The 20,716-nt window shown below is 42.3% G+C and carries 22 protein-coding genes; 3 read left to right on the forward strand and 19 right to left on the reverse strand.

Features of this window, described 5'->3' with window-relative positions; translation table 11 throughout:
* Window positions 1–193 precede the first annotated feature (193 nt).
* The 4 genes from trxB to B5Y67_RS08735 form a co-directional block, all read right to left on the reverse strand.
* Complete coding sequence (gene trxB / locus B5Y67_RS08720) at window positions 194–1,408, reverse strand: thioredoxin-disulfide reductase (RefSeq protein ID WP_088226064.1); 1,215 nt, start codon at window positions 1,406–1,408, stop codon at window positions 194–196.
* 46 nt (window positions 1,409–1,454) lie between these two features.
* A complete protein-coding gene (locus tag B5Y67_RS08725; RefSeq protein ID WP_088226065.1) occupies window positions 1,455–1,781 on the reverse strand; it encodes a thioredoxin family protein in 327 nt (108 codons plus the stop codon).
* A 178-nt stretch (window positions 1,782–1,959) separates the two neighbouring features.
* On the reverse strand, window positions 1,960–4,008 hold the full coding sequence (locus tag B5Y67_RS08730; protein WP_088226066.1) for an alkaline phosphatase family protein: 2,049 nt from the start codon (window positions 4,006–4,008) through the stop codon (window positions 1,960–1,962).
* Window positions 4,009–4,067: 59 nt separating this feature from the next.
* Window positions 4,068–5,450, reverse strand: coding sequence for an MFS transporter (locus B5Y67_RS08735; protein WP_088226067.1), 1,383 nt, complete (start codon window positions 5,448–5,450; stop codon window positions 4,068–4,070).
* 421 nt (window positions 5,451–5,871) lie between these two features.
* Between B5Y67_RS08735 and B5Y67_RS08740 the strand changes: the two genes are divergently transcribed.
* Genes B5Y67_RS08740 through B5Y67_RS08750 form a run of 3 tightly spaced genes read left to right on the forward strand, consistent with a single transcriptional unit; the run spans window position 5,872 to window position 8,148 of the window.
* Complete coding sequence (locus tag B5Y67_RS08740; protein ID WP_088226068.1) at window positions 5,872–6,813, forward strand: LysR family transcriptional regulator; 942 nt, start codon at window positions 5,872–5,874, stop codon at window positions 6,811–6,813.
* Window positions 6,814–6,873: 60 nt separating this feature from the next.
* A complete protein-coding gene (locus B5Y67_RS08745) occupies window positions 6,874–7,869 on the forward strand; it encodes a DMT family transporter (protein WP_088226069.1) in 996 nt (331 codons plus the stop codon).
* A gap of 12 nt (window positions 7,870–7,881) precedes the next feature.
* On the forward strand, window positions 7,882–8,148 hold the full coding sequence (locus tag B5Y67_RS08750; protein ID WP_088226070.1) for a hypothetical protein: 267 nt from the start codon (window positions 7,882–7,884) through the stop codon (window positions 8,146–8,148).
* A 172-nt stretch (window positions 8,149–8,320) separates the two neighbouring features.
* Here the strand turns inward: B5Y67_RS08750 and eutM are convergent, their stop codons facing one another.
* The 15 genes from eutM to cutC form a co-directional block, all read right to left on the reverse strand.
* Window positions 8,321–8,611 (reverse strand): ethanolamine utilization microcompartment protein EutM, encoded by a 291-nt coding sequence (gene eutM / locus B5Y67_RS08755; RefSeq protein WP_088226071.1) that lies wholly within the window; start codon window positions 8,609–8,611, stop codon window positions 8,321–8,323.
* Between the two features lie 26 nt (window positions 8,612–8,637).
* A complete protein-coding gene (locus B5Y67_RS08760) occupies window positions 8,638–9,279 on the reverse strand; it encodes a phosphate propanoyltransferase (RefSeq protein ID WP_088226072.1) in 642 nt (213 codons plus the stop codon).
* 1 nt (window position 9,280) lies between these two features.
* A complete protein-coding gene (locus tag B5Y67_RS08765) occupies window positions 9,281–10,771 on the reverse strand; it encodes an acetaldehyde dehydrogenase (acetylating) (RefSeq protein ID WP_088226073.1) in 1,491 nt (496 codons plus the stop codon).
* Between the two features lie 90 nt (window positions 10,772–10,861).
* Window positions 10,862–11,470, reverse strand: a complete 609-nt coding sequence (locus tag B5Y67_RS08770; RefSeq protein ID WP_088226074.1) for a BMC domain-containing protein — start codon at window positions 11,468–11,470, stop codon at window positions 10,862–10,864.
* Window positions 11,471–11,481: 11 nt separating this feature from the next.
* Complete coding sequence (locus tag B5Y67_RS08775) at window positions 11,482–12,159, reverse strand: cupin domain-containing protein (protein ID WP_088226075.1); 678 nt, start codon at window positions 12,157–12,159, stop codon at window positions 11,482–11,484.
* 66 nt (window positions 12,160–12,225) lie between these two features.
* Window positions 12,226–12,774 carry a BMC domain-containing protein gene (locus B5Y67_RS08780; RefSeq protein ID WP_088226076.1) on the reverse strand — a complete coding sequence of 183 codons (549 nt, stop codon included), beginning with the start codon at window positions 12,772–12,774 and terminating at the stop codon, window positions 12,226–12,228.
* A gap of 1 nt (window position 12,775) precedes the next feature.
* Entirely contained in the window at window positions 12,776–14,104 is a 1,329-nt protein-coding gene (locus B5Y67_RS08785) for a 4Fe-4S dicluster domain-containing protein (protein WP_088226077.1), read from the reverse strand.
* Window positions 14,105–14,128: 24 nt separating this feature from the next.
* Window positions 14,129–14,389, reverse strand: coding sequence for a EutN/CcmL family microcompartment protein (locus B5Y67_RS08790; protein ID WP_047809123.1), 261 nt, complete (start codon window positions 14,387–14,389; stop codon window positions 14,129–14,131).
* A gap of 15 nt (window positions 14,390–14,404) precedes the next feature.
* Entirely contained in the window at window positions 14,405–14,692 is a 288-nt protein-coding gene (locus tag B5Y67_RS08795) for a BMC domain-containing protein (RefSeq protein WP_088226078.1), read from the reverse strand.
* A gap of 17 nt (window positions 14,693–14,709) precedes the next feature.
* The gene (eutJ, locus tag B5Y67_RS08800) at window positions 14,710–15,552 is read right to left on the reverse strand and encodes an ethanolamine utilization protein EutJ (RefSeq protein ID WP_088226079.1); all 843 of its coding nucleotides are present in this window, start codon (window positions 15,550–15,552) and stop codon (window positions 14,710–14,712) included.
* On the reverse strand, window positions 15,540–16,211 hold the full coding sequence (locus tag B5Y67_RS08805; protein ID WP_088226080.1) for a cobalamin adenosyltransferase: 672 nt from the start codon (window positions 16,209–16,211) through the stop codon (window positions 15,540–15,542). The genes eutJ and B5Y67_RS08805 overlap by 13 nt, the downstream gene beginning before the upstream one ends.
* An 82-nt stretch (window positions 16,212–16,293) precedes the next feature.
* Window positions 16,294–16,740 (reverse strand): EutP/PduV family microcompartment system protein, encoded by a 447-nt coding sequence (locus tag B5Y67_RS08810; protein ID WP_088226081.1) that lies wholly within the window; start codon window positions 16,738–16,740, stop codon window positions 16,294–16,296.
* The gene (locus tag B5Y67_RS08815) at window positions 16,737–17,087 is read right to left on the reverse strand and encodes a BMC domain-containing protein (protein WP_088226082.1); all 351 of its coding nucleotides are present in this window, start codon (window positions 17,085–17,087) and stop codon (window positions 16,737–16,739) included. The genes B5Y67_RS08810 and B5Y67_RS08815 overlap by 4 nt, the downstream gene beginning before the upstream one ends.
* Window positions 17,088–17,128: 41 nt before the next feature.
* Entirely contained in the window at window positions 17,129–18,109 is a 981-nt protein-coding gene (gene cutD, locus B5Y67_RS08820) for a choline TMA-lyase-activating enzyme (RefSeq protein WP_088226083.1), read from the reverse strand.
* 26 nt (window positions 18,110–18,135) lie between these two features.
* Entirely contained in the window at window positions 18,136–20,685 is a 2,550-nt protein-coding gene (cutC, locus tag B5Y67_RS08825; protein ID WP_088226084.1) for a choline trimethylamine-lyase, read from the reverse strand.
* Window positions 20,686–20,716: the final 31 nt, after the last annotated feature.

Below are 20,716 nucleotides of genomic sequence, written 5' to 3' on the forward strand. Positions count from 1 at the left end.
ATAATGTCCAGTGGACATTATTGCCGAGCCGCCTTTCCCAATAGGAATACTTAGCAGCGAAGGAGGGCTCTACCCCGCCTGAAGTTAACGAAGGACCTTACCACCCTCTTATAACCGGGAGTCTTAAAAACTGGATAAAACAAAAGGAGCACCCAGTATCTGAGGTGCCCCTTTTGCGTTATATAAATATGATCTAGCATAATTGTGACTTTAGTTTATCCTTATCCAAAACACAGGTAAGGCGTTTGATCTCTTTTCCCTTTTCCAAAACAATAACTGCTGGTGCAGTCTTTATATCATACTTGTGAGCAAGGTTTTTCTTCGTTGCCATATCAACTTTAACAATTTTATAATTATCGGCGGATTCGCTGTTAACCTCTTCTAATAAGGTCCCAAACTCCAAGCTTTCATTAATCAGGGCATTTTCAAATAATAATAAGACTTTTTTCTCGCTCTGAAGAACATTGCTGTTAAACACATTAAGTTCTTCGATATAACGTTCGGCGGCAACAGCGGCTGTTGCGCCATCACCTGCTGCCGAAACTACTTGTCTAAGATATTTTATACGATTATCCCCTACAGCATAAACACCTTCCAGATTAGTTTCCATAAGGTCGTTTACGGGGATATAGCCTCTTCTATCTATTTCAATTCCGGTGTCTATTAGGTATTTCGTTGAAGGAACCATCCCCACGAAGAAAAAGACGCCTTGACAGGTTAGTTCTGAGGAACTGCCTGTTTTTAGATTCTTAAGTTTCACACCTTCAACGTTTTCTACTCCAAGTACTTCCTCAATGGTAGCGTTCCAAACAAACTCTATTTTAGGATTGTTAAACGCCTTTTCAGCGCTTACTTTATTGCAATCGAGAATTCCTTCGTCATGTAAAACAATGACAGTTACTTTGCGGGCGAATTTAGTAATGAACATACCCTCTTCAATCGCCTGGTCGCCGCTGCCTACGACAACAACATCTTCACCTTCAAAGAACTCAGCGTCGCAGGTCGCACAATAGGCCACTCCACTTCCCCGAAGTCTTTTTTCCCCAGGTATATTTAAAAGCCGAGGCTCGCTGCCACAGGCAATAATAACTGCTTTAGCGGAAAATTCTTTTCCTTTTTTAGTTTTAATCGTTTTTTCTTCTTGAGAAAGGTCTACACTGACGACCTCTTCTTTTAAGAATTCAACACCAAAACTTTGAGCATGTTTATGAAAATCTTTCATAAGGTCCGGTCCGCTAACCTGAGTATATCCAGGATAATTTACGATTTCACGAGTTGTATTAACTAAACCTCCGATAGTCCCTTTATTGATAACCAAAGTCTTAAGCCTTGCCCGACCGCCATAAATTGCAGCCGATAATCCGGCAGGTCCGCCGCCTATAATTATCAAGTCATACGTATTAGCCATGACTTCTACTCCTTTTCTTTACTTTCCTAAAACGTATTCAAAACGATTAAGCATTGAGTACTTCTGCAATTTTTTCTTCTACAGTCTCTTCTTCAACCTTGCCGGCGAGTTTCCCTTGATATTCACCGTTCGCGAAAAAGAGAATCTGCGGAACACCTTTTAAAGAAAAACGCTGAAATAAATTCTTGTCTTCTTCTACATCAACATAAAAGAACCCAAATTTACCTTCATACTGTGGTTTTAGTTCATCAAGCATGGGAACAACTTCTTTACATACATGACAATCCTTTCTGGAGAAGATAACCAGACAGGATTCACAATCGTCATAGATGATTTCTTCGAAACTGTTTGAGTTTAATTGTTGTAATGACATAGTAACACTCCTTTAGCAACATTAGTTTAATATTTATAATCCATTTGTCAATGATACTTAATCTTTAAGATAATTAGTTTTAGTTTTTAATTCCTCGATATTTCAGTTAAAAAGCAGCTATCAGTGTGCTACTTTCTGATAGCTGCATAAATCATTTTTCTAAATTAACTGAACTAAACTAAACTTCTTCAGAGAAGATCTGATAAATCGGTGCTCCTTCGCATTGTGCGGGGAAACGCAAACCGAGCAATACGGCGACCGAAGGTGCAACATCAACTTGACGGATTGTACGCTCGGTTGTAAATCCGGACTTAATACCGGAACCAGCCGCTACGAAAACTGGGGAAACTGAGGTATCAAAATATCCTTCTGAAGTTGAAATACTGTCACCATGCAACCTGTTATAGCCTTCTTCTACGGAGAAGAAGATATCACCGCATTCTGGCCCGTTTGTACCAATTAACACAGCATCCTTATTTCTGAGGCAAATACCGATAACACGTTTGCCCGTTCTCTCATCTCTATAATTATATAAGTCAGAGATGATTTGTTCTTCTAAATCATATTTATCTTTCGGGTCAACAATACCATATTTGTCTCGACCTTTGAGGTTAATGTAGATATAGTTACTGCGGATTTGAACGGCTCTCGTCTTTTCCCAATCTACTTCCCTGATGGAATTACCGTTCTCGTCTTTCTTCATCACGGTATATCCCAATTTTTCCATAACTTTGGTATTGAGACCGCCATATTCTCCGATAATTGGCGGTACATTTTCGCCAACGATGAGGCCATGGTCGCTGAGAATAAATACTGTCCAACCTTCATCCAGTAAATGGAGGAATTCGCCAAAATACTTATCGGTCTGGATATAGAATTTTTCAATGAACCCTTGATACGTTTTTTCATCGGTATAATTCCAAGGCTCTAACGTCTTGCCAAGATGCCACAATTGATGACCGGCACAGTCAATGTTGTGAAGATGTGAAAATACAACTTCATATCCTTTTTCTTTGATGGCATAATTCAGACAGTCAGCTTGCCATTTGTTATAAAGATCCCAAGAGGGTTCGAAGATTTCCCGGACTAATTCAGCATCTTCTCCACCAATTAAGCTAACAGGTGGAACCTCTCCGACGTTGCTCTTAATTTCCTGGTAAAGAGATTTGGGATGCCATAATTGATCATTGGAAATATCAAGCGCATTACTGATCCATAGTCTCACTCGATTTCCTACCGGGTCAAGTTCGAGAATCTTCATTGAACGGCAGGCCGGTTTAGTGACTTCTTTTTTGGTTACGTCATCAATAATACCGGTTACCATTTTATCACGTTCCAGGACAACAATCGGAGCTTCTGCTTTCTTATTCTTGTAAATAGCCACACGATCATATTCACCGGCTGCATTTTTCAGAATAAGCGCAGGTCGTCTCATCACACCGCCAGAAGTTAAGACAGTAAATTCCTTGGAACCTTCGGGAGCATTAGCCCAACCAGTAGCCTCTTTAAGGGGAGAATTCACAATGTCGTAGGCAACCTTACTGCCAATGACAACTTCGGTATCTTCATCATCCATGACGTAAGTGCGGATTTCTCCACCTTGACGAGCAGTGTCACCCCACCAAAGTTCCATCATTTCGTCATCAACATCATTGTCCAGTGTGTCTTCCAAATCAGTAATGATACAGCCTACCCCTGCCGGCTTGTCAACTCTTGGGGCGTAACGCACTTCTTTAATTTCAGGTGTAGCTACGATAACCTTTTCCCAGTCAAGCTGGGCAACGCCCATGTTCACAGAACCAGGCTGCGTACCATCGACTACACTAAGATTTTCGCTGTGAGAGGTTGGCGGCCAAGAACTCCCCGGCCAGTGCCATACTAATGTTTTCATTCCTGCTTCAGCACTAACATTCCAGACTTGTTCTGCAAGACAGTTGCGTGAATCCATATTATAGACAACAGCATCGAGACTTTCAGGAGATTGTCTCCAATAACATGTGATACCATGAGTTCCTGGATAGGCGCCTGTGGCAAGGGTTGTCCAACATGGCGGAGTAATTGTAGGAATTGCACCAAGCAGACGGATATCTTCTCTAGCAGCTCCACGATCAATGAATTTTTGTAAGTTAGGCATTTTCCCTTCTGCCAAGAACTTTTTACTGATTCTTGGGTCCATTCCATCAACGCCCAATACCAATAACTTATTGGTAAGTGCTGTTCTTTTCATAACCCCAACTCCTTAAAATTCTTTATTATTATCATCCATAACTATAGATGAAAAATTATCTAGGCCTCGAGCTCATCCAAGGAACGACCAGCGGTCTTCTCACCCCAGAGTCCAGTAGTAACAGCAACTAAAAGGAACATAACACCGATTATGCCGAACAACACTGTATATCCAAAGCCTTTGTAGATCATTGGTACAACGACCATAGCTACAGCAGTCAAAAGTCTGCCTGTACTGTAAATAAAGCCTGTACCGCTAGTTCTTATATGAGTTGGATAAGCTTCAGCTAAATAAGACCACATGACTACGAAAACACCATCCATCAGTACTCTGATAAAGAAACCTATGCCAACAATAACCATGGGGATCTTAAGGGTACCAAAGACAATTGTCAGTACTCCGACTAAGAGACTGTAGATAACGATGGGAATCTTTCTTCCGCCTTTATCAGTAAAGAAAGCAGCCAAATAGTTACCGATAGGACTTCCAAACGATACGAGAGCAGACATCCACAAAGCGTCATCCAAGGAAAAACCATAATCATTTAATAATGTGGGCATCCAGCCAAAGAACATAAAGTAACCAACTGTAATACAGCAGACCATAATGACTAGAACACTGGTTTTCCGGGCATATTTCTTGCTGAAGATTTCTTTAAGTGTCTCCATGGTTCCAGCCTCTTTGGGAGCATTATTTGCTGGGTCAATACTGGCTTCATTGTTAATGTCAACTTTTTCATCCTTAATAAATCTTTGAATAACCTTTTCGGCCTCTGAATAACGACCTTTTGTAATAAGCCAACGCGGGGATTCCTTGAGCCAGCTTAGAGCTAAGATAAAGATAATAAAACCTGTTCCGCCGATAAAGAAAATATATCTCCAACCATTAGGACTGCTTGGTACGATTTTTTCAGCAATTTGTCCAATTAAAGGTACGCTCAGCAAACCCGTTGCCAGCGATATGGCTTGCCATTTTCCCCTTGAAGCAGCCGGTAATATTTCTGTAATATACACCATAGCCACAACAACCATTGATAAGATACCAAAACCGGTTAAGGTTCTAAAAACTAAGAAGATTGCTGGATTGGGTGCCACTCCGTTTAAGATGGAAAAGACCGAGAAAAAGAACACGGAAAACAAAAATGCTTTTCTGCGGCCAATAACGTCAGACAGCCAGCCGCCGAACCAACAGCCGAACAACATACCTACAAAAGTACACGAGTTGACTATTCCGATCCACTCCATGGAAGCACCCCAATGCTTGGTTAAGGCAGGGGCTACGAAAGAAAACGTAAATAAATCCATTTGGTCAAACGCATAGGCTAGAGCAAGAATTATCAAAAATTTATAATGTTCCATACACATACGTGCTTCATCGAGATAATGTCTTTTACCACCCGTTTTAACTGTTGCATCCAAATTTGATTCGGTCACTACGGCCATATACCCACTCTCCCATATTTTGATTTTGTTGATTGGTTGAAATACTCAGTTAATATGGAATCAATACCTCTATACCTTTTACCTCTAGTTTTATATCTTTTATATCTAACACTTCATCCCTCTTCTTACTAATTCACCTGCCTTTCCCTCTTCTTTCTCTTGTTTTTTGGGGCCCTATTTTTGTGATAATAAGCACTTGCGCTTATTATAGGCGATTCGACTTTTTCTGTGAAATACTTAGTAGTTATATCCCATATAACTAAATCTGTTGTTCGAATAGGATACTTAGTAGTTATATCCTATATAACTAAAATCATTCTTGTTTATACAAGATATTTCTTTATTTTATATTGTAATTTAAATTACAAATAGTATAATAAGGCCAGGATTCGACATACGTTATTAAGGAAGGTTATGAACTATGCGTCTTGAACAATTAGCCTTTTTAGTTGCAGTACAGGAATCCAAGTCCATCTCGCTGGCAGCTGAACGAGCTCATATTTCCCAGCCGGCTCTTAGTTCAGCCATCAGTAAACTAGAGGATGAACTCGGCGTCGTACTTTTAACTCGGACAAGGTCTGGTGCTCAACTAACCGAAATAGCGGAATTGATTATAGTCAAAGCTAAAGAAGTACTCGATATCATCGATGATATCCGATCTATAGGTAAAGCTAATTCCATCGAGCTTAACGGAAATATCTCGGTTGCATCAGATCCCAGTGTAAATATCACTATCATGCCTGATATTTTAACGACTTTTAAACATAATCATCCCAAAGTTAATACCTTGTTAAAAGTCGGAGAATCAAATAATATTTTGCAGGACGTTAAAACCGGCAAAGCAAACTTTGGTATTATTTTTAATACCGAAGCGTTTTGCCAAGCCAAAGATATTAGTTGTAAAGAATTATTTACGGATGAATTTGTAATTATTACTGGGTCAAATTCTATGATTAGTCAAAATTCAATACCTCTTAATCAAGCACTTACCTTGCCTATACTTTTATACAACACTGAGTATATCACCAATTGTGGCGTATCTAGTTTGCTGCGTAAATATGGTGATATCAATGTCTCTTACCGCGTTGATAATTTAGAGATGATGGAGAAAATTTTATCACAAGGTGAAAGCATTGCATTCGTTCCTAAATTTATGGCTGATGAATTCGCAAAATCCAATAAAATTAAGAAAATCTTAATTGACGATGCTCACTTAGAAGTATCAATTCTCTTAATTTGGTCGAATCGCCACCATCTTTCCTTGGTGGAAAAAGAATTTATCAGAGTGATTAAAGATACTTGTACCAAAAAACGACAAGCAGCTCAGGCAGCTCACGCTGCCCAAGTTGTCCAGGCTGTGTAAATTGGATCAGCTGCGTCAGATGCGGTTTGGAATTTATCAACTTAAGGAGTTATTAGGCTAATGGAACAGAGAGCACAATTGCTTTTGCAGAAGAGAGACTTAGCCTTTGCTAAAAAAGGTGTTGGAAGTGGGTTATTGTCAGGTGCAGCTTGGGGGCTAGACGGGGTACTGATGGGAATGGTGCTTGGTTTAGCCCCCTTCACAAATAATATGAGTATTTTCGCTGCTCCTTTAGTCGGTGCTTGTATTCATGATGGTTTCGCTGCGCTTTGGCTATTTTTTTACAATGTCCTAAATGGAAAATGGCGCGATTATGCTCGTACCTTAAAAACACGGCCGGCTAGAATAATTATGCTAGCCGCTATTCTTGGCGGACCAATCGGAATGTCTGGTAATCTGCTTGGAATTTATTTCGCAGGAGCCTCCTATACCGCTGCAATTACGGCAGGATATCCTGCAATTGGCGCTGTCCTTGGTGCTGTTTTTCTTAAAGAAAAGATATTACCTCGTGTATGGGCAGGTATTCTATTAGCAATTACTGGCTCATTTATCGTGGGATTTGTCCCGCCTGATGGTTCTAATTATCCTCATTTTTATCTTGGCATTACCTTTGCCGTTATTTCTGCCATTGGCTGGGCTATAGAAGGTGTGCTATCAACTTATGGGATGGATTTGGTTGATTCAGATATCGCTATCGGTATAAGAGAAGCTACTTCTTTTTTTGTTTATCTTTTTGCCATACTCCCATTGGCAGGAGGTGTTTCTTACCAAATTCTTACAAAAAGCTTCTCGGCACCAACTGGCTGGTACATTGCTGTCATCGGCCTTATCGGCGGTATTTCTTTTTTATCCTGGTATCGAGCAATGAATATGACCGGAGTAGGCAGAACCATGGGCTTGAGTGTGACCTTTGCAATCTGGTCAGTTTTCTTTGGTTGGTTGTTGAATAACCTGCCGCTCACCCCAAACTTAATTATCGGAGTTGTTGTCTTGTTTCTGGGGACGATTCTTACCGTCGGTAATCCCAAAGATCTGCTTAATTTGAAAATTCGCTAAGGAGGTTTCTTTATGAGTCAGATACCTGTCAAGTTTAGACTATTACAAGTAATCTCCGAGAATGAAAACCTCTCAAATCAAGAACTATTAGAAATCCTGAGAAATGAGTATCCCCTTGATAAAAGTGTTAATGAGCGAGGTATTGAAGATTATCTTCTCACGCTGACAGCTACGGGTCTTATTGACTTAAAGAATGCTGCTCTCGATGATAACGGGAATCTTCAACTAAGTTATAAAATTACGGATTATGGTAAACACCTCATGAAATATGTAGGTTAAGGTTTAAGCTATGGCAAACAATTTAGCATCCGCTAATATGAGAAACAAAAACACCGAAATCTCATTATGTTAGATTTCGGTGTTTTTGTTTCTCATAAAGCCCGAAGGCCAAAACCTCAAGTTAAGAAGTTTTGGCCTTCATTTGTTCACTGTTGGAATAAATTTCAAATGATTATGCTTCCTTTTTCACTGCAGGGAGTATCAATTCCACGTCACCATGTGGGCGTGGGATAACATGTACGGAGATCAGTTCGCCAACCCGCTGAGCAGCAGCGGCGCCGGCATCGGTAGCAGCTTTGACAGCACCAACATCTCCTCTGACCATAACCGTAACCAAGCCACCTCCAACAAGCTCGCGGCCAATCAAATAGACATTAGCGGCCTTGACCATGGCATCAGCCGCCTCAATTGCTCCAACCAGACCTTTAGTTTCAATTAATCCTAATGCTTCAGTTTTGTTCATTTTTAATTGCCTCCTCTAAATTACTTTCATTTTACGATCTTAATTTTTGACGTTGATTTAAGACACATAGCATTGGCTTCTTCAGTGTCAAGATGACATTCAAGACTTGAGTTATCGTTGGCCCTTACAATAACATTCGTGTAAGTGCCCCCTCGAAGTCCCGTTGTTTGGATAGTTACCTCTTCCCCATCCGTAACGCCAAAATGTTTGGCATCTGCCAGGGACATATGAATATGTCTTTGAGCAATGATCAGTCCTTTTGTCAGCAAGATACTTCCTTTAGGGCCAACCAGAGTTATACCCGGAGAACCTTCCAAGTCTCCAGACAATCTCACGGGTGCCGTAATCCCTAGTTTGAAACAATCTGCCAATAATATTTCGATCTGCGATTCACGTCTCACCGGCCCCAGAATGCGGACCTTTTCGATAGCCCCTTTAGGCCCGCAGATGGTTAATGTCTCCTGACAGGCGTATTGCCCCGGTTGAGACAGATCTTTAGTTTTTGTCAGTTTGTATCCCGTTCCGAACAAAACATCTGCGTCAGATTGGGATAAATGAATATGTCTATTAGAGATTCCCACAGGTATGGAGTTGTCCTTCTCCTTTATATCTCCTCCCTCTTTGACCACTTCGAGTAAAAGCTCTACTAAAGTGTCGTACTTTCCCACTTTAGTAGTCACCTCTTTTTTTCAGGAGCGAAAGCACTTCTTCCACGAGGTTTTGAATCTGATCTTCACTGATACTGCCTGAAACACCGGTTTTCTGTGCCTCGCAGGAGAAAGAAGCGGAGTTATTGGCGTTTTCAGTGAAGTCTTTGATTCCATAGGCTATACGTTTGATATTGATTAAGTGCAACGGTGTTACATTATCGGAGGTTGCACTGCCGCCCCAAGTGCCGCAGCCTAAAGTAAAGGCCGGTGCAAGCCCAGTACTTGCTCCCACTCCGCCTTGACTTGAGGAAGTATTGACTAAAATCCTAAAAACAGGTTTTTCGGAGAACTTCTTAGCTATTTCAGGATTTTCTGTATGGATAGAGATGCTATGGCCTACTCCGCCATTATTCAATAATCTGATGCTTAAATCACAAGCTTCTTGCCAATCTTTAACGGTATAAAAAGCTAATACTGTTGTTAACTTTTCATAAGACAGCGGGTATCCTTCACCCACTCCCTGTTGTTCACCCAACAGCACTTTTGTTCCCGGGGGAATTGATATACCAGCAGTATTGGCGATGACTTCCGAAGATCTGCCTACCATTTTGGCATTCATCGCATGTCCTTTAACAAATAACTTCTTGCTTACCTGCTCTGTTTCCGCAGGTGTCATGAAATAACCGCCTTGGCGTTTGAACTCCTCTACAACTTGATCACGAATACATTCTTCCACAATAACGGATTGTTCAGATGCACATATGGTTCCGTTGTCAAAGGTTTTACTGGCTATAATATTTTTAACAGCTTTCGTTACATTAGCAGTTCTTTCGATAAAGGCTGGAACGTTTCCCGGGCCGACACCCAAAGCAGGTTTACCTGCACTATACGCTGCCTTTACCATGGCAGAACCGCCAGTCGCAATGATCATTGCAACCTCGTCACACTTCATAAGTTCATTGGTTGCATCCATCGATGGTTTAGAGATACAGCCAATAATATTTACAGGAGCACCGGCTGCAACCGCTGCATCATGCATCAATTTCGCTGCTTGATTTGTACATTTTAGTGCCGAAGGATGCGGGGAAAACACAATCCCGTTACGTGCTTTAATGGCAATAATGGACTTATAGATCGTGGTTGAGGTAGGATTCGTTGAGGGAACGATTCCCATGAGCAATCCTACCGGTTCAGCGATTTCCGTAACCTTATTGACCGTATCTTCACGAATGACTCCTATAGTCGGCATAGTTTTAATGAATTCATAAAGTTCTGTTGAGGCAAAGCGATTCTTAAAGGTCTTATCCTCAACCTTACCAAAACCTGTTTCCTCTACGGCCATTTTGGCCAATGCTACGGCATTTTCCTCTGCAGCTTTAACCATATTGCGAATGATTTTATCAATCTGTTCACTATTGAATTTTGCAAGTTCAGCTTGTGCTAATTTAGCCTGACGGGCAAGATTCCTGGTTTCCTGTACAGACTGCAAATCATAATCAAAGCTTTCCAATTCAACGATTCCTCCTTCCGCAGGTATGCACCCTTTTCAGGTTATACCTGCCCTGTTGCACAATTCGATAACCTTGCGCAGAAGCTAGTCTTATTTCTTTCTTTCGTAATAACCTTTAAACTTTTGCAAAAGTATATCTTTATTTGCTTTTGCTATTATACGGTCTGCAATATCAAGTTCTTTGTATTCTTTGGCTAATTTGCGAAGTTTGGCTACTGAAAGAGCCTTTAAAGCATCCAAGCTATTTTCAAGCCCAAATTTATGGACAAAAGTATCGACTTCCTCTTTGCTGGAAAACGTCATTTGCAGCTGCGAAGAGTCAGCAGGTTCTTTTGCGGTTTCATTGGGTTCAAAACGTTGTTTGGAGGTTCCCTGTTTTGGAAGCGATTCCTTCATAGGGCTTTTTGAATCTGAACTTGGTGGGATGTTTGAAGCAACCAAATGCTCTATATGTCCATCCGGTCTGGGAATAACATGTTGTGAAACCAGTGAAGCGTTTCTTATCTGCTTAGCCGCAATTGCACCAGCTTCCACTGAAGCTTGAACGGCTCCCACGTCACCGGTTACTGCAATCATTACAAGACCGCCGCCAACAAAGGTTCTCCCTACAAGTTCCACTTGCGCCGCTTTGAGCATAACGTCTGCGCATTCAATCGCAGTAAGAAATCCCCGTGTCTCAATTAAGCCAAGTGCTTGCATACCATTCCCTCCTATTCTGCCATAAGGTCAGGCCAGTTAGCCGGATAGGTTACATAGAAGAGTTTGACATACCCGGTAGTACTCCAAGTTACCTTCGAACCTTTCGGTATGAAAAGAACATCGCCCTGGCAAGCCTCATAGGTTTTATTATTTATAGTGAGGGACAGGCTTCCTTCGAGAATAATATCAATCTCTTCATAGCATAATTCCCAATCAAAACTGGACTTTTCAATCGTTAAAAAACCTGCACTCATTTGAGAATCATGTTGACTGATAACTTCCCGGTATGCAACGTTGGTACTTGAATTTCCTGTATCAAACTTTTCATAATTAACGGTTCTGCCCCGCACAATTTTCAGTCCGCTTTTTGGTTCACTCTCTGTCAAAAACGGTGTTACAGGAACAGACAAGGAGCCATTTTGCAGAGCCTTATTCATCAAAACAGCCTTGACCACCTGATAGATCAGATCTCTGTCTATCTCTGTTCCTCGGCTTGGATTCTTCTGCATTTCACTTACATTGCAACTATGGTCTACTGCAGGGGCTAAACCTTCAGTGAATTCTATCCCCAAATCTTTAGCCATATCCCTGGCTGAAGGTGTAATAATCGCATTGCCGTCAACACAGAATATTTTTTGTCCCTTTGCTGCTGCTGCTTTCACCTCATCGGCGCAAACAAGTTTTTTCAAGATCACACCTCCTTTCGCTGAATGCTTAAAAAACTATATATTAAATAGGAAGGAAAAATTTTAGCTTTACAATAAAGAGCTCCATAACCGCTCAGAAGGCGAGGGTATTACTTCCGTATCAACGAGCAAACCTCTTTCAAGAGCAATGGTCTTCCCGGCTTCAATACCGGCTTCTACAGCGGCAACATCTCCGGTGAAGGTGAAGTACGCTTTACCGCCAAGCCCCCTGCCCAGACGAAGTTCCAGAGCCTGAATATCGGCAGCTTTTAGGGCTGCATCTGCAGCAATAATCATGGTTGCCATGGAAAATGATTCTATAATTCCAAGGGCCCCAGTCCCTTCCGGTACTGTTGTTGCCGTAATTGCTGGAAAAACCCCTTGATGAACGTTGGGAAGAATAAAGCTATCTGCCAAATATTCCCCTGCTACAGCAACACCTGCGCTAACTGAGCTTTCAACCGCTGCTACATCTCCGTGAACGATCGTGATATATTTGCCAGGGCAGACAGAAGTAGCACTGGCCACGTCAACATAAGCAGTTTTGAGCATCTGGTCAGCTGCGAAAATTCCTCTTGCAATACTAGTAACCTCAATCATTCCAATTGCTCTAAACATACTAACCCACCTTTATTACAATAGAGTTGTCTGTAATTTTCATAACAGTACCTGCCAGACTGGCATGAACTGAAGCCCCAAGGCTGTTGTCGGGAATTTTCCCGATCATCTGACCGGCTTGAACTTGCTCACCTACAGCAACTACTGGGATTGCCGGGGCTCCAATGTGCTGACGCAAAGCAATCGTCAGATACTGAGGCTGAAAGTTGACGTTAGTCATCGGAGCCGGTTTGTCAAACTCTGTTAAGCCAATTCTGGCAATGAGTCGTTTGCTTGGAATCAGGCGATACTCTCGAGCCTCTCTCGGCTGAAATTCCATGGTTGTCGGTTGATATTTAATCCCCTGTTCTGCCAGCTTACCTTTGAAATAACGATTAATAGACCTGGGATGGAGATTTGCCGGACAGGAGAATAATTCGCAGGCATTGCATTCACAACACAATAAAGCGATTTGTTGTTCTTTAACATCTTCGAGATTGTAGTTCAAAGCCCGCATAACTTTATGAGGCTGAAGGTTATGACCTAAGAGATAACGCGGACACAAGTCGGTACACATTCTACATTGTTCACAAGCCGTTTTGCTGATGACCCGTGCTTGATCGAGATTGACTGACTTCTTGCGCATAAGAAAATGGTCTTTTTTCAGCAAAACATAACCTTTACTTTTTTTGGTGACATGACCATCCAAGGTCTTAAGAAGAGAACCCATCATTGGACCGCCATCAATAACAGCATAGTCTTCTAAATTGTCTATACCGCATTGGCTGAATAGCTCACGGATCGGCAAACCGACAGGTACTTTGACAGTTAAACGCTGAGGTATATCACCTGCAACTGTGATATAGGTTTCCGTCACAGGTTTTCCGGACATGGCATTAAATACGTTGAGTGCGGTTTCAGCATTGATTACAACACACCCTACTTTCAAAGGGATAGACGTTTCCGGAACAATTCGCTGAGTTAACTCATGAACCAAAACTTGTTCATCTCCGGCGGGATAAATATCCCGAAGTTCCATAACTCCCAGGTAACTTTCAAGACCTTGAGCAGCGATTCTTTTACGCATGTGGGCAATAACTTCTTTATGTTTGCCTTTAATCCCGATAATGGCCTTTCTGGCCTCAATATATCTTCCTGCAGCTGCTAATCCCATGATGATTTCATCGGCCGACTGAACCATCAATTGTTGATCCACTCGCAAAAGAGGTTCACATTCAGCACCATTGAGTAAGATATACTCAGCTTTCGAAGTTAGTTTGGCATGAGTTGGAAATCCAGCTCCTCCTGCCCCAATAACTCCTGCATCCCTAATCATGTCCAGAAGATCCAACGTTCTCCACCTCCGAATTTTCTCTTAAAATGTACAATCTTCATCTATAATTCCAGTAATAACGGCATCAATAGGTGTATCGTCGCGGTCCAGCATTTTACGCGCAGAACTGCCGGTACAAACCAGTACACGTTCACCAATGCCGGCACCGATGGTATCGGCGGCGATCAGGAGCCGACCGGCATCAATTCCTCCCAGAACTTCAACCAGCATAAATTTCAATCCACGGAGCGAATCAGCTTTTCGAGTCGCCCAAATGTTATCAATTACTTTTGCTGCTATCACTGCATTTCACCTGTTTTATTTTAGTTTGTTTTGTATTTCCTGAATGGCTGCTTCCACTGCCGCCGTATCCCCGAAGATGGCAATCATAATCAGATGCTGCGGACAATGACCCTTGATATCTTCCACAACAACTCCGGCAGCTTTTTCTGCGATATCGGCGGCATACACCATATCAATGAGTCGTCCCTGAACTAACCCTACAGCATCGTAATTCTCAATCGTGACAGATGAAGCAGAGCCTTTGCGTCGGAAAAGCAGCTCCAAAGTTCCTTGAGAAGGAGATTTTATGATCCGAAAGTCCATAGAGAAACCGCTCCTGTCTATTGAATTTCCTGTGTGCAATTCAGAGCAATTCCCAAGGGGGTGACAAACATCGGGTTTTGCGGTTTGTAGGTTGGAAGCTTTGTTTGTTGGGCAATAATAGTTTCGATTCCTGCTAAACAGCAAGTTCCGCCAACCAGATAGATTTCTTTGACCGAATGTTCCTTGACATGCCGATTAATAATGGAAGAGACTTTCTCAATAACTGGCCGTAATACAGGAATCAATTCCCGGTGATTTTGCGGATTCCGTTTATACTGTTCCGCATCGTCAAAGCTTAGTTTATAAGCCCCGGCAATAACCAAGGAAAAATGGGTTCCGCCCGTAGGCTCATCGGCAACATAGGTCACTTCACCGTCTTTTAAAATGGCAATCCCTGTCGTCCCGCCGCCAATATCAACAATTGCTCCATTTTTTATCTTTAATACTGCATTGGCCGCAGTCGGTTCATCTAATAATTTGGTAATCTCAAAACCAGCACCTTGGACAACATGCTTAATGGCCCCTGAATCTAAAGTAAAGGTTCCCGGAGGAAGAGCCGCCGAAGCAAAAATCAGTTCAGTTCCCAGTTTTTCTTCGAGTTCTTGCTTTAATTCTTTAACAATACGAATCGCACCAATATAATCGACAACCATCCCGTCTTTAACCACATTGGCAAAGCGGTACGCCCCGGCAACAGGCTGATAATTCTCATCTAAAACTGCTAAGACGATATAGGCGGTTCCCAAATCAATCCCTGTATAATAGACGGTAGTTTTTTTAATTAAAGGCTTGGCAATGACCTTCTCAAAGTCACGAACAAGTTGATCGCATTCTTGAAACGCAGAATTTACGGTTTGCATTTCTGTCCTCCCAGACATTTCCACATCATAATGCAGAGTATGTTAATAATCACACCGACATTTTCAATCAGATCTTGACGTGAACAAGCTTCTTGCTCTTCAACCCAATATGCTTCTAAAATAGCTGGTTCAAGCTCGCTGAGTGAAGCGCGTAAATAATTTAACAACGTAACCGTTTTGCCATTGGCCAACCGGGCGTGAAATTCATTAATCTCCAATAATTTCACTAAATTGTCGGCGCAATTTTTAATTTCCTCTTCCGACCATCCCCAGAATTTTATCGGATCTGAGGGAATGCCTTGAAGTTCAGCATTTTTTAGATTGCGGAAACACTTTCCCAGTTCTATGACTTCCTCGGCCAAAATAGCGTCGCCGGACATTACAAGCTCGGCCGTCATCAGGAGAAAAAGAGATTCCAGGCTTTCCATCTTATGTCTCAGCCTCTGTAAACACCAGCTTTTCAGGGCATGATCTTCCTTCCCTCGAGTTAGGCATGCACTTACCCCATCATTGCTTTGAGCCTGTACCAGTTTGATACCTCTGTCCACCAAAAATTGGCGAGCACCTGGAGTGATTTTTACAGACGATTCCAAAGCGTAGGTGGTAAAAGGCTCTTTCTGATATAAATCGCGTAACTCCATCTCGGTAATAAACTTCATAGCCTCACCCCACTTTCTGAAATCTCAATTCAACACCCAATGCGTCGAAAGGAGCAGCCTAGCAACATTAATGACCCAAATTTTATTCCTTCTGCTCCAAAAGATGTAAGTGTCTTTTTAAGGCCGCTACCCCTTGATTGTCTTTAAGGGAGACCAAGAAATACGGTTGAGAAACTCCAATGTTTAATAGCTTCTGTGTGCAGAAATTAACATTTTCCTGGCCTAAATCGTTCTTGGTAATCACGCCGATAACAGGACAAGTAAAGGTCTTAGCGAATCCAGGCGGATAAACATCAACAAGTCTGGATGAATCGAGCAGAAGAAGCACATGGGATGCAGTTTGGGCAGTGGCAATCAAGTATTTATACATCGACGCGTTTTCAATATAGGAACCGGGTGTATCGATGGTGTTTTTCCCATAAATAACATCTTGGGTTTTTCTTAAAGGTCTGTCAGTGTCATTTAATAGGTTAGCCAGAGTAGATTTGCCGGCTCGAGTCGGTCCAACGACCATAATGCGTTTCTTCATGTGCGTGTAATCTTCGCAGGAGTAAAGCCCAACAACTTATCCAGCGTCTCATTAATGGCGGTCATAGCTTCTTCAACACTGGCCACATCGCCGGATATAACCAAGGAGCCGGTAAAACGGTCCAAAAACCCGATCTCCACGTCAGATGTCTTGGTCGCAATATCTCCGGCAATAATTGCTGTCTCACTGGGAGTGAGAGTTGCAATTCCGATGGCTCCCCGCTCTTCGATTCCCAGGCGTTCGTATAAATCCTGAACAGGCGAAGCTATAATATGGGCCAGCGTAACTTGCTTGCCAGGCACATACTCCTGAATAATACGTTTTCGATCAAACTCATCTGTACTCATAACATCCCTCTGTCCTGTTGGCCTATATACTCTAAGCCCTATTAATGCTTCACCACTTTAGCCTCTAGGTCATAATCTTTAATCGCAGCAGCTATAGTCTCTAATTCTTCTTCTTTAAAACTCAAATCTTCAGTAATAGAGTAATTCATCGCCAATTGCTTGTATTTGTTAATGCCCAATTTATGATAGGGAAGCAAATCAATACCTCGGAAATTTTTACGTTTATTAAAGGGCTGTAAGAATTTCATCGTTCGATGAATAGTATCTAAACTATCATTCATTCCGCGAATCAGAGGCATTCTGATTTTTACATTAAAGCCGCGGCGCAGGAGCTCACCTAAGTTTTCCAGAATGCGTTCATTACGTACTCCTGTTAGCTCATAATGTTTCTCAGAGACTACATGCTTAATGTCAAAGAGAATCAAATCTGTAAACTGGGCCACCTTAAGCAGCGAATCCAGTTTGGCATAACCGCAGGTTTCAATCGCAGTATGAATTCCCATGCTTTGACATTCCATGAGGAGATTGGCGGCAAATTCAGGCTGCATTGTAACCTCGCCGCCCCCAAGAGTGACACCTCCTCCGGAACTCAAGTAGAAGGGGGTATCTTGCTGAATAACTTCCAAAACTTCGGAGATTGATTTATCTGCGCCAGCGATAGACAACGCTTTTTGGGGACATATGGTCTCACACTTGCGGCAACCTCTGCAGGCAAGGTCTCTCCTGACGTTATGTCTCGGCGTCTCACCGTGGGACTGCGGCTCATCCTCTGCATTAATGAAATAATGGATATTCTCCGGGCAAACCGAGACACAACTTCCGCAATGCACGCACAAATCTTCCATGTACATGACTTGAAATTTTCGTTCGAGTCCCTCAGGATTTGAACACCATTGGCATCTTAGGGGACAGCCTTTGAAAAAGACTAAGGTTCGTATACCTGGCCCGTCATAGATAGAATACTTCTGAACATTGAAGATCCTCGCTTTGCGCTCTAAGATGCTGTTTGATTCTGTAATCATAATGTATTTTTCCTTTAAAACTGTTCTTAGAAATGATCCAAAACGGTCCGGCTAATAATCTCGTCCTGTACTTCTTTGCACAGTTCGACAAAGTAGGCACTGTACCCGGCAACACGAATAATTAAGTCTCTGTATTTCTCAGGTTCCACTTGGGCTTTCTTCAATACTTCATTGTCAACATAACTGAATTGCATCTCTCCGTTGCCGAGAATCGATGCTGTCCTGAGCAGCGTAATCAGTCCGTTTTCTCCTTCCGGAGTTTCCAGAATGCCTCGTAAAAGTTTAAAGTTATGGACCATTCCAATGTTCATTGCATCATTATTCAGCTTACTGACGGATTTAATAATGGCTGTGGGGCCTAATTTATCCGCCCCTTGGGTCGGGCTGATTCCATCGGACAATGGGGTCCAAGCTAATCGGCCGTTAGGAGTTGCACCTGTAATTTCCCCGATGGGCGTATTGTTAGAAATTGAAAGAGTACCATGACTTAAGTAGGAATATAACATTTTAAAGGAATTGTGAACCCGTTCTGTCCAAGAGATAATATCTGAGGCAATATTGTCTGCGTAGTCGTCGTCATTCCCGTATTTCGGCGCATTCAAGCAGTCCGTACGCAAGGCTTCATAACCATTAAAATTGGAATTTAAGGCATCACGAATCTGTTTTAGGGTATATTTTTTCTCGTCATAGACAAGTTTTTTAATGGCTGCCATCGAATCTGCGTAGGTTCCTAACCCAGAGAAGATCAAACCCGGGCCATAATTGACCAACGCTCCCCCATTGGTCACATCGATGCCTTTTTCCATGCAGCCTTCCACTAACAAGGACATCAACGGTTTAGGAACAAGTTCTCTATGAACCCGTTGACTGATCACAGTACCGATAGCTGATAAACGGATAATATGTTCAATTTGCTTTTTACAGGCAGCATCGAAGTCTTCGTAAGTTCTAAAATTATCGAGGTCTCCTGTGTCAAGCCCTTCCATTGTTCCATGCCATTTCATCATGCCGCGGTTCAAGACAAATTCGATGGCGATCGGCCATTGAGTATACCCGGTTGACGTCCATTGATAGATTCGCCCGGACTTTTGCGGCTCGACACACCCCATCAAACAGTAGTCACGAGCATCTTCAATATTGAAACCCTTAGACAGCATCATCTTGATATGGGTATCATCAAAGTGACAGGCGGGAAAGCCTAGACCTGCTTTAACAACGTCGACAATTTTCTTTAAATATTCATGGGGTGATTTATTGTGAATCCGACAGGCGAGAGCCGGTTGATACATCCTGGTAATACGAACAGCATCCATGATCAGATAGGTCAAATCATTCGTCGCATCACCGCCGGTTCTTTTCTGGCCGCCCACGGTACAGTTAATAAATGGTTGATAGCCTGCGAAGTATTTCGCCCCCATTTCACTGGACAGCCACATAACTTCAGCACATTTAATAATGAAACAGCTTACTAATTCAAAAGCTTGTAATTTGTTCAGACGGCCTTCTTCCATGTCGGCCTTGTACATGGGGTAAATATATTGATCCAAACGTCCGAGAGAAATCCCTGTTTGGTTTTCTTCCACCATAAAGAGGGATTCCAGCGTCCAGACTGACTGAAGCGCTTCATGGAATGTTCGCGGCGGATTAGCAGGCACCTTTGTCAAAATCTCAGAGATCTTATAAAGTTCCTTCTTACGTTCTAGATCTTCTTCCCTGTCAGCCAGTTCCCGTGCATAGTCTGAAAGACGTTTGGCGTAGGCTAATATTCCGTCACAAGTTTCAATTTCTGCTTTGTAGAAGTAGATTTTATCAATGTCATCAGGGTTTCCCATGGACAATTTATTTAATTTATCAACAGCCTCTTGCCTTACACCATTAATTCCCTTTTTGGCAAGAATAATATCGTAGCCTGGGCATGTGTCTCCCCCGCCGTTGAGTTGATGATAGGATAGATCACTAACAAAGGCTTCGCCGGAAAACGACCAGACACCGGCTTCTTCATATTGCGTCTGGCAAATTTCATCAACACTTTTACCTTCCCAGAAAGGAAAAATCTCCTCCCGTAAAATACGCTTATCCTCTTCACTGATTTGAAAGGGATCCTGCGGTCTCGTCGCCATTGTATCCAGTTCATCCCGAACCCATCTCCAAGCAATATCCGGAGAAACAGCACCTGTCCGCGGTTTTCCACAGGGATGACCGACAATCAGCTCATCCTTTTGAATTAATAAAGGCGCTGTCTCACAAGCTCTTCTAAAGCATTTAGCCCGCAGCAAAATTTTAGGCATGCCTGGATTTTCTTTTGCCACTTGAGTAAACGCTCTGGCACGATAAATGCTCACACTAGGTTTTGCTTTTAGATAAGCATCGCGCAGCCGTTTCAAACGCGGCGTCAAGCTGGTAATTTCTCCTGCAAATACAGGTGATTTTGGTTCACTTGCCCATGAAGGATTAGATTTATTGACAGTTAATTCCTTGGAAATCCCCTCAAACAGTTTCATGATGGCCGCCTTTTCATCCGAAGACAAGTTTTTGGTGGCATCGGCAAATTTGGTCGAAAAGTCTTTTGGATTCAAACTATGGTCCTCCCTTATACTTACTTAAACC

This window comes from Desulfosporosinus sp. FKB (assembly GCF_002196705.1).
Taxonomy (GTDB): Bacteria; Bacillota; Desulfitobacteriia; order Desulfitobacteriales; family Desulfitobacteriaceae; genus Desulfosporosinus.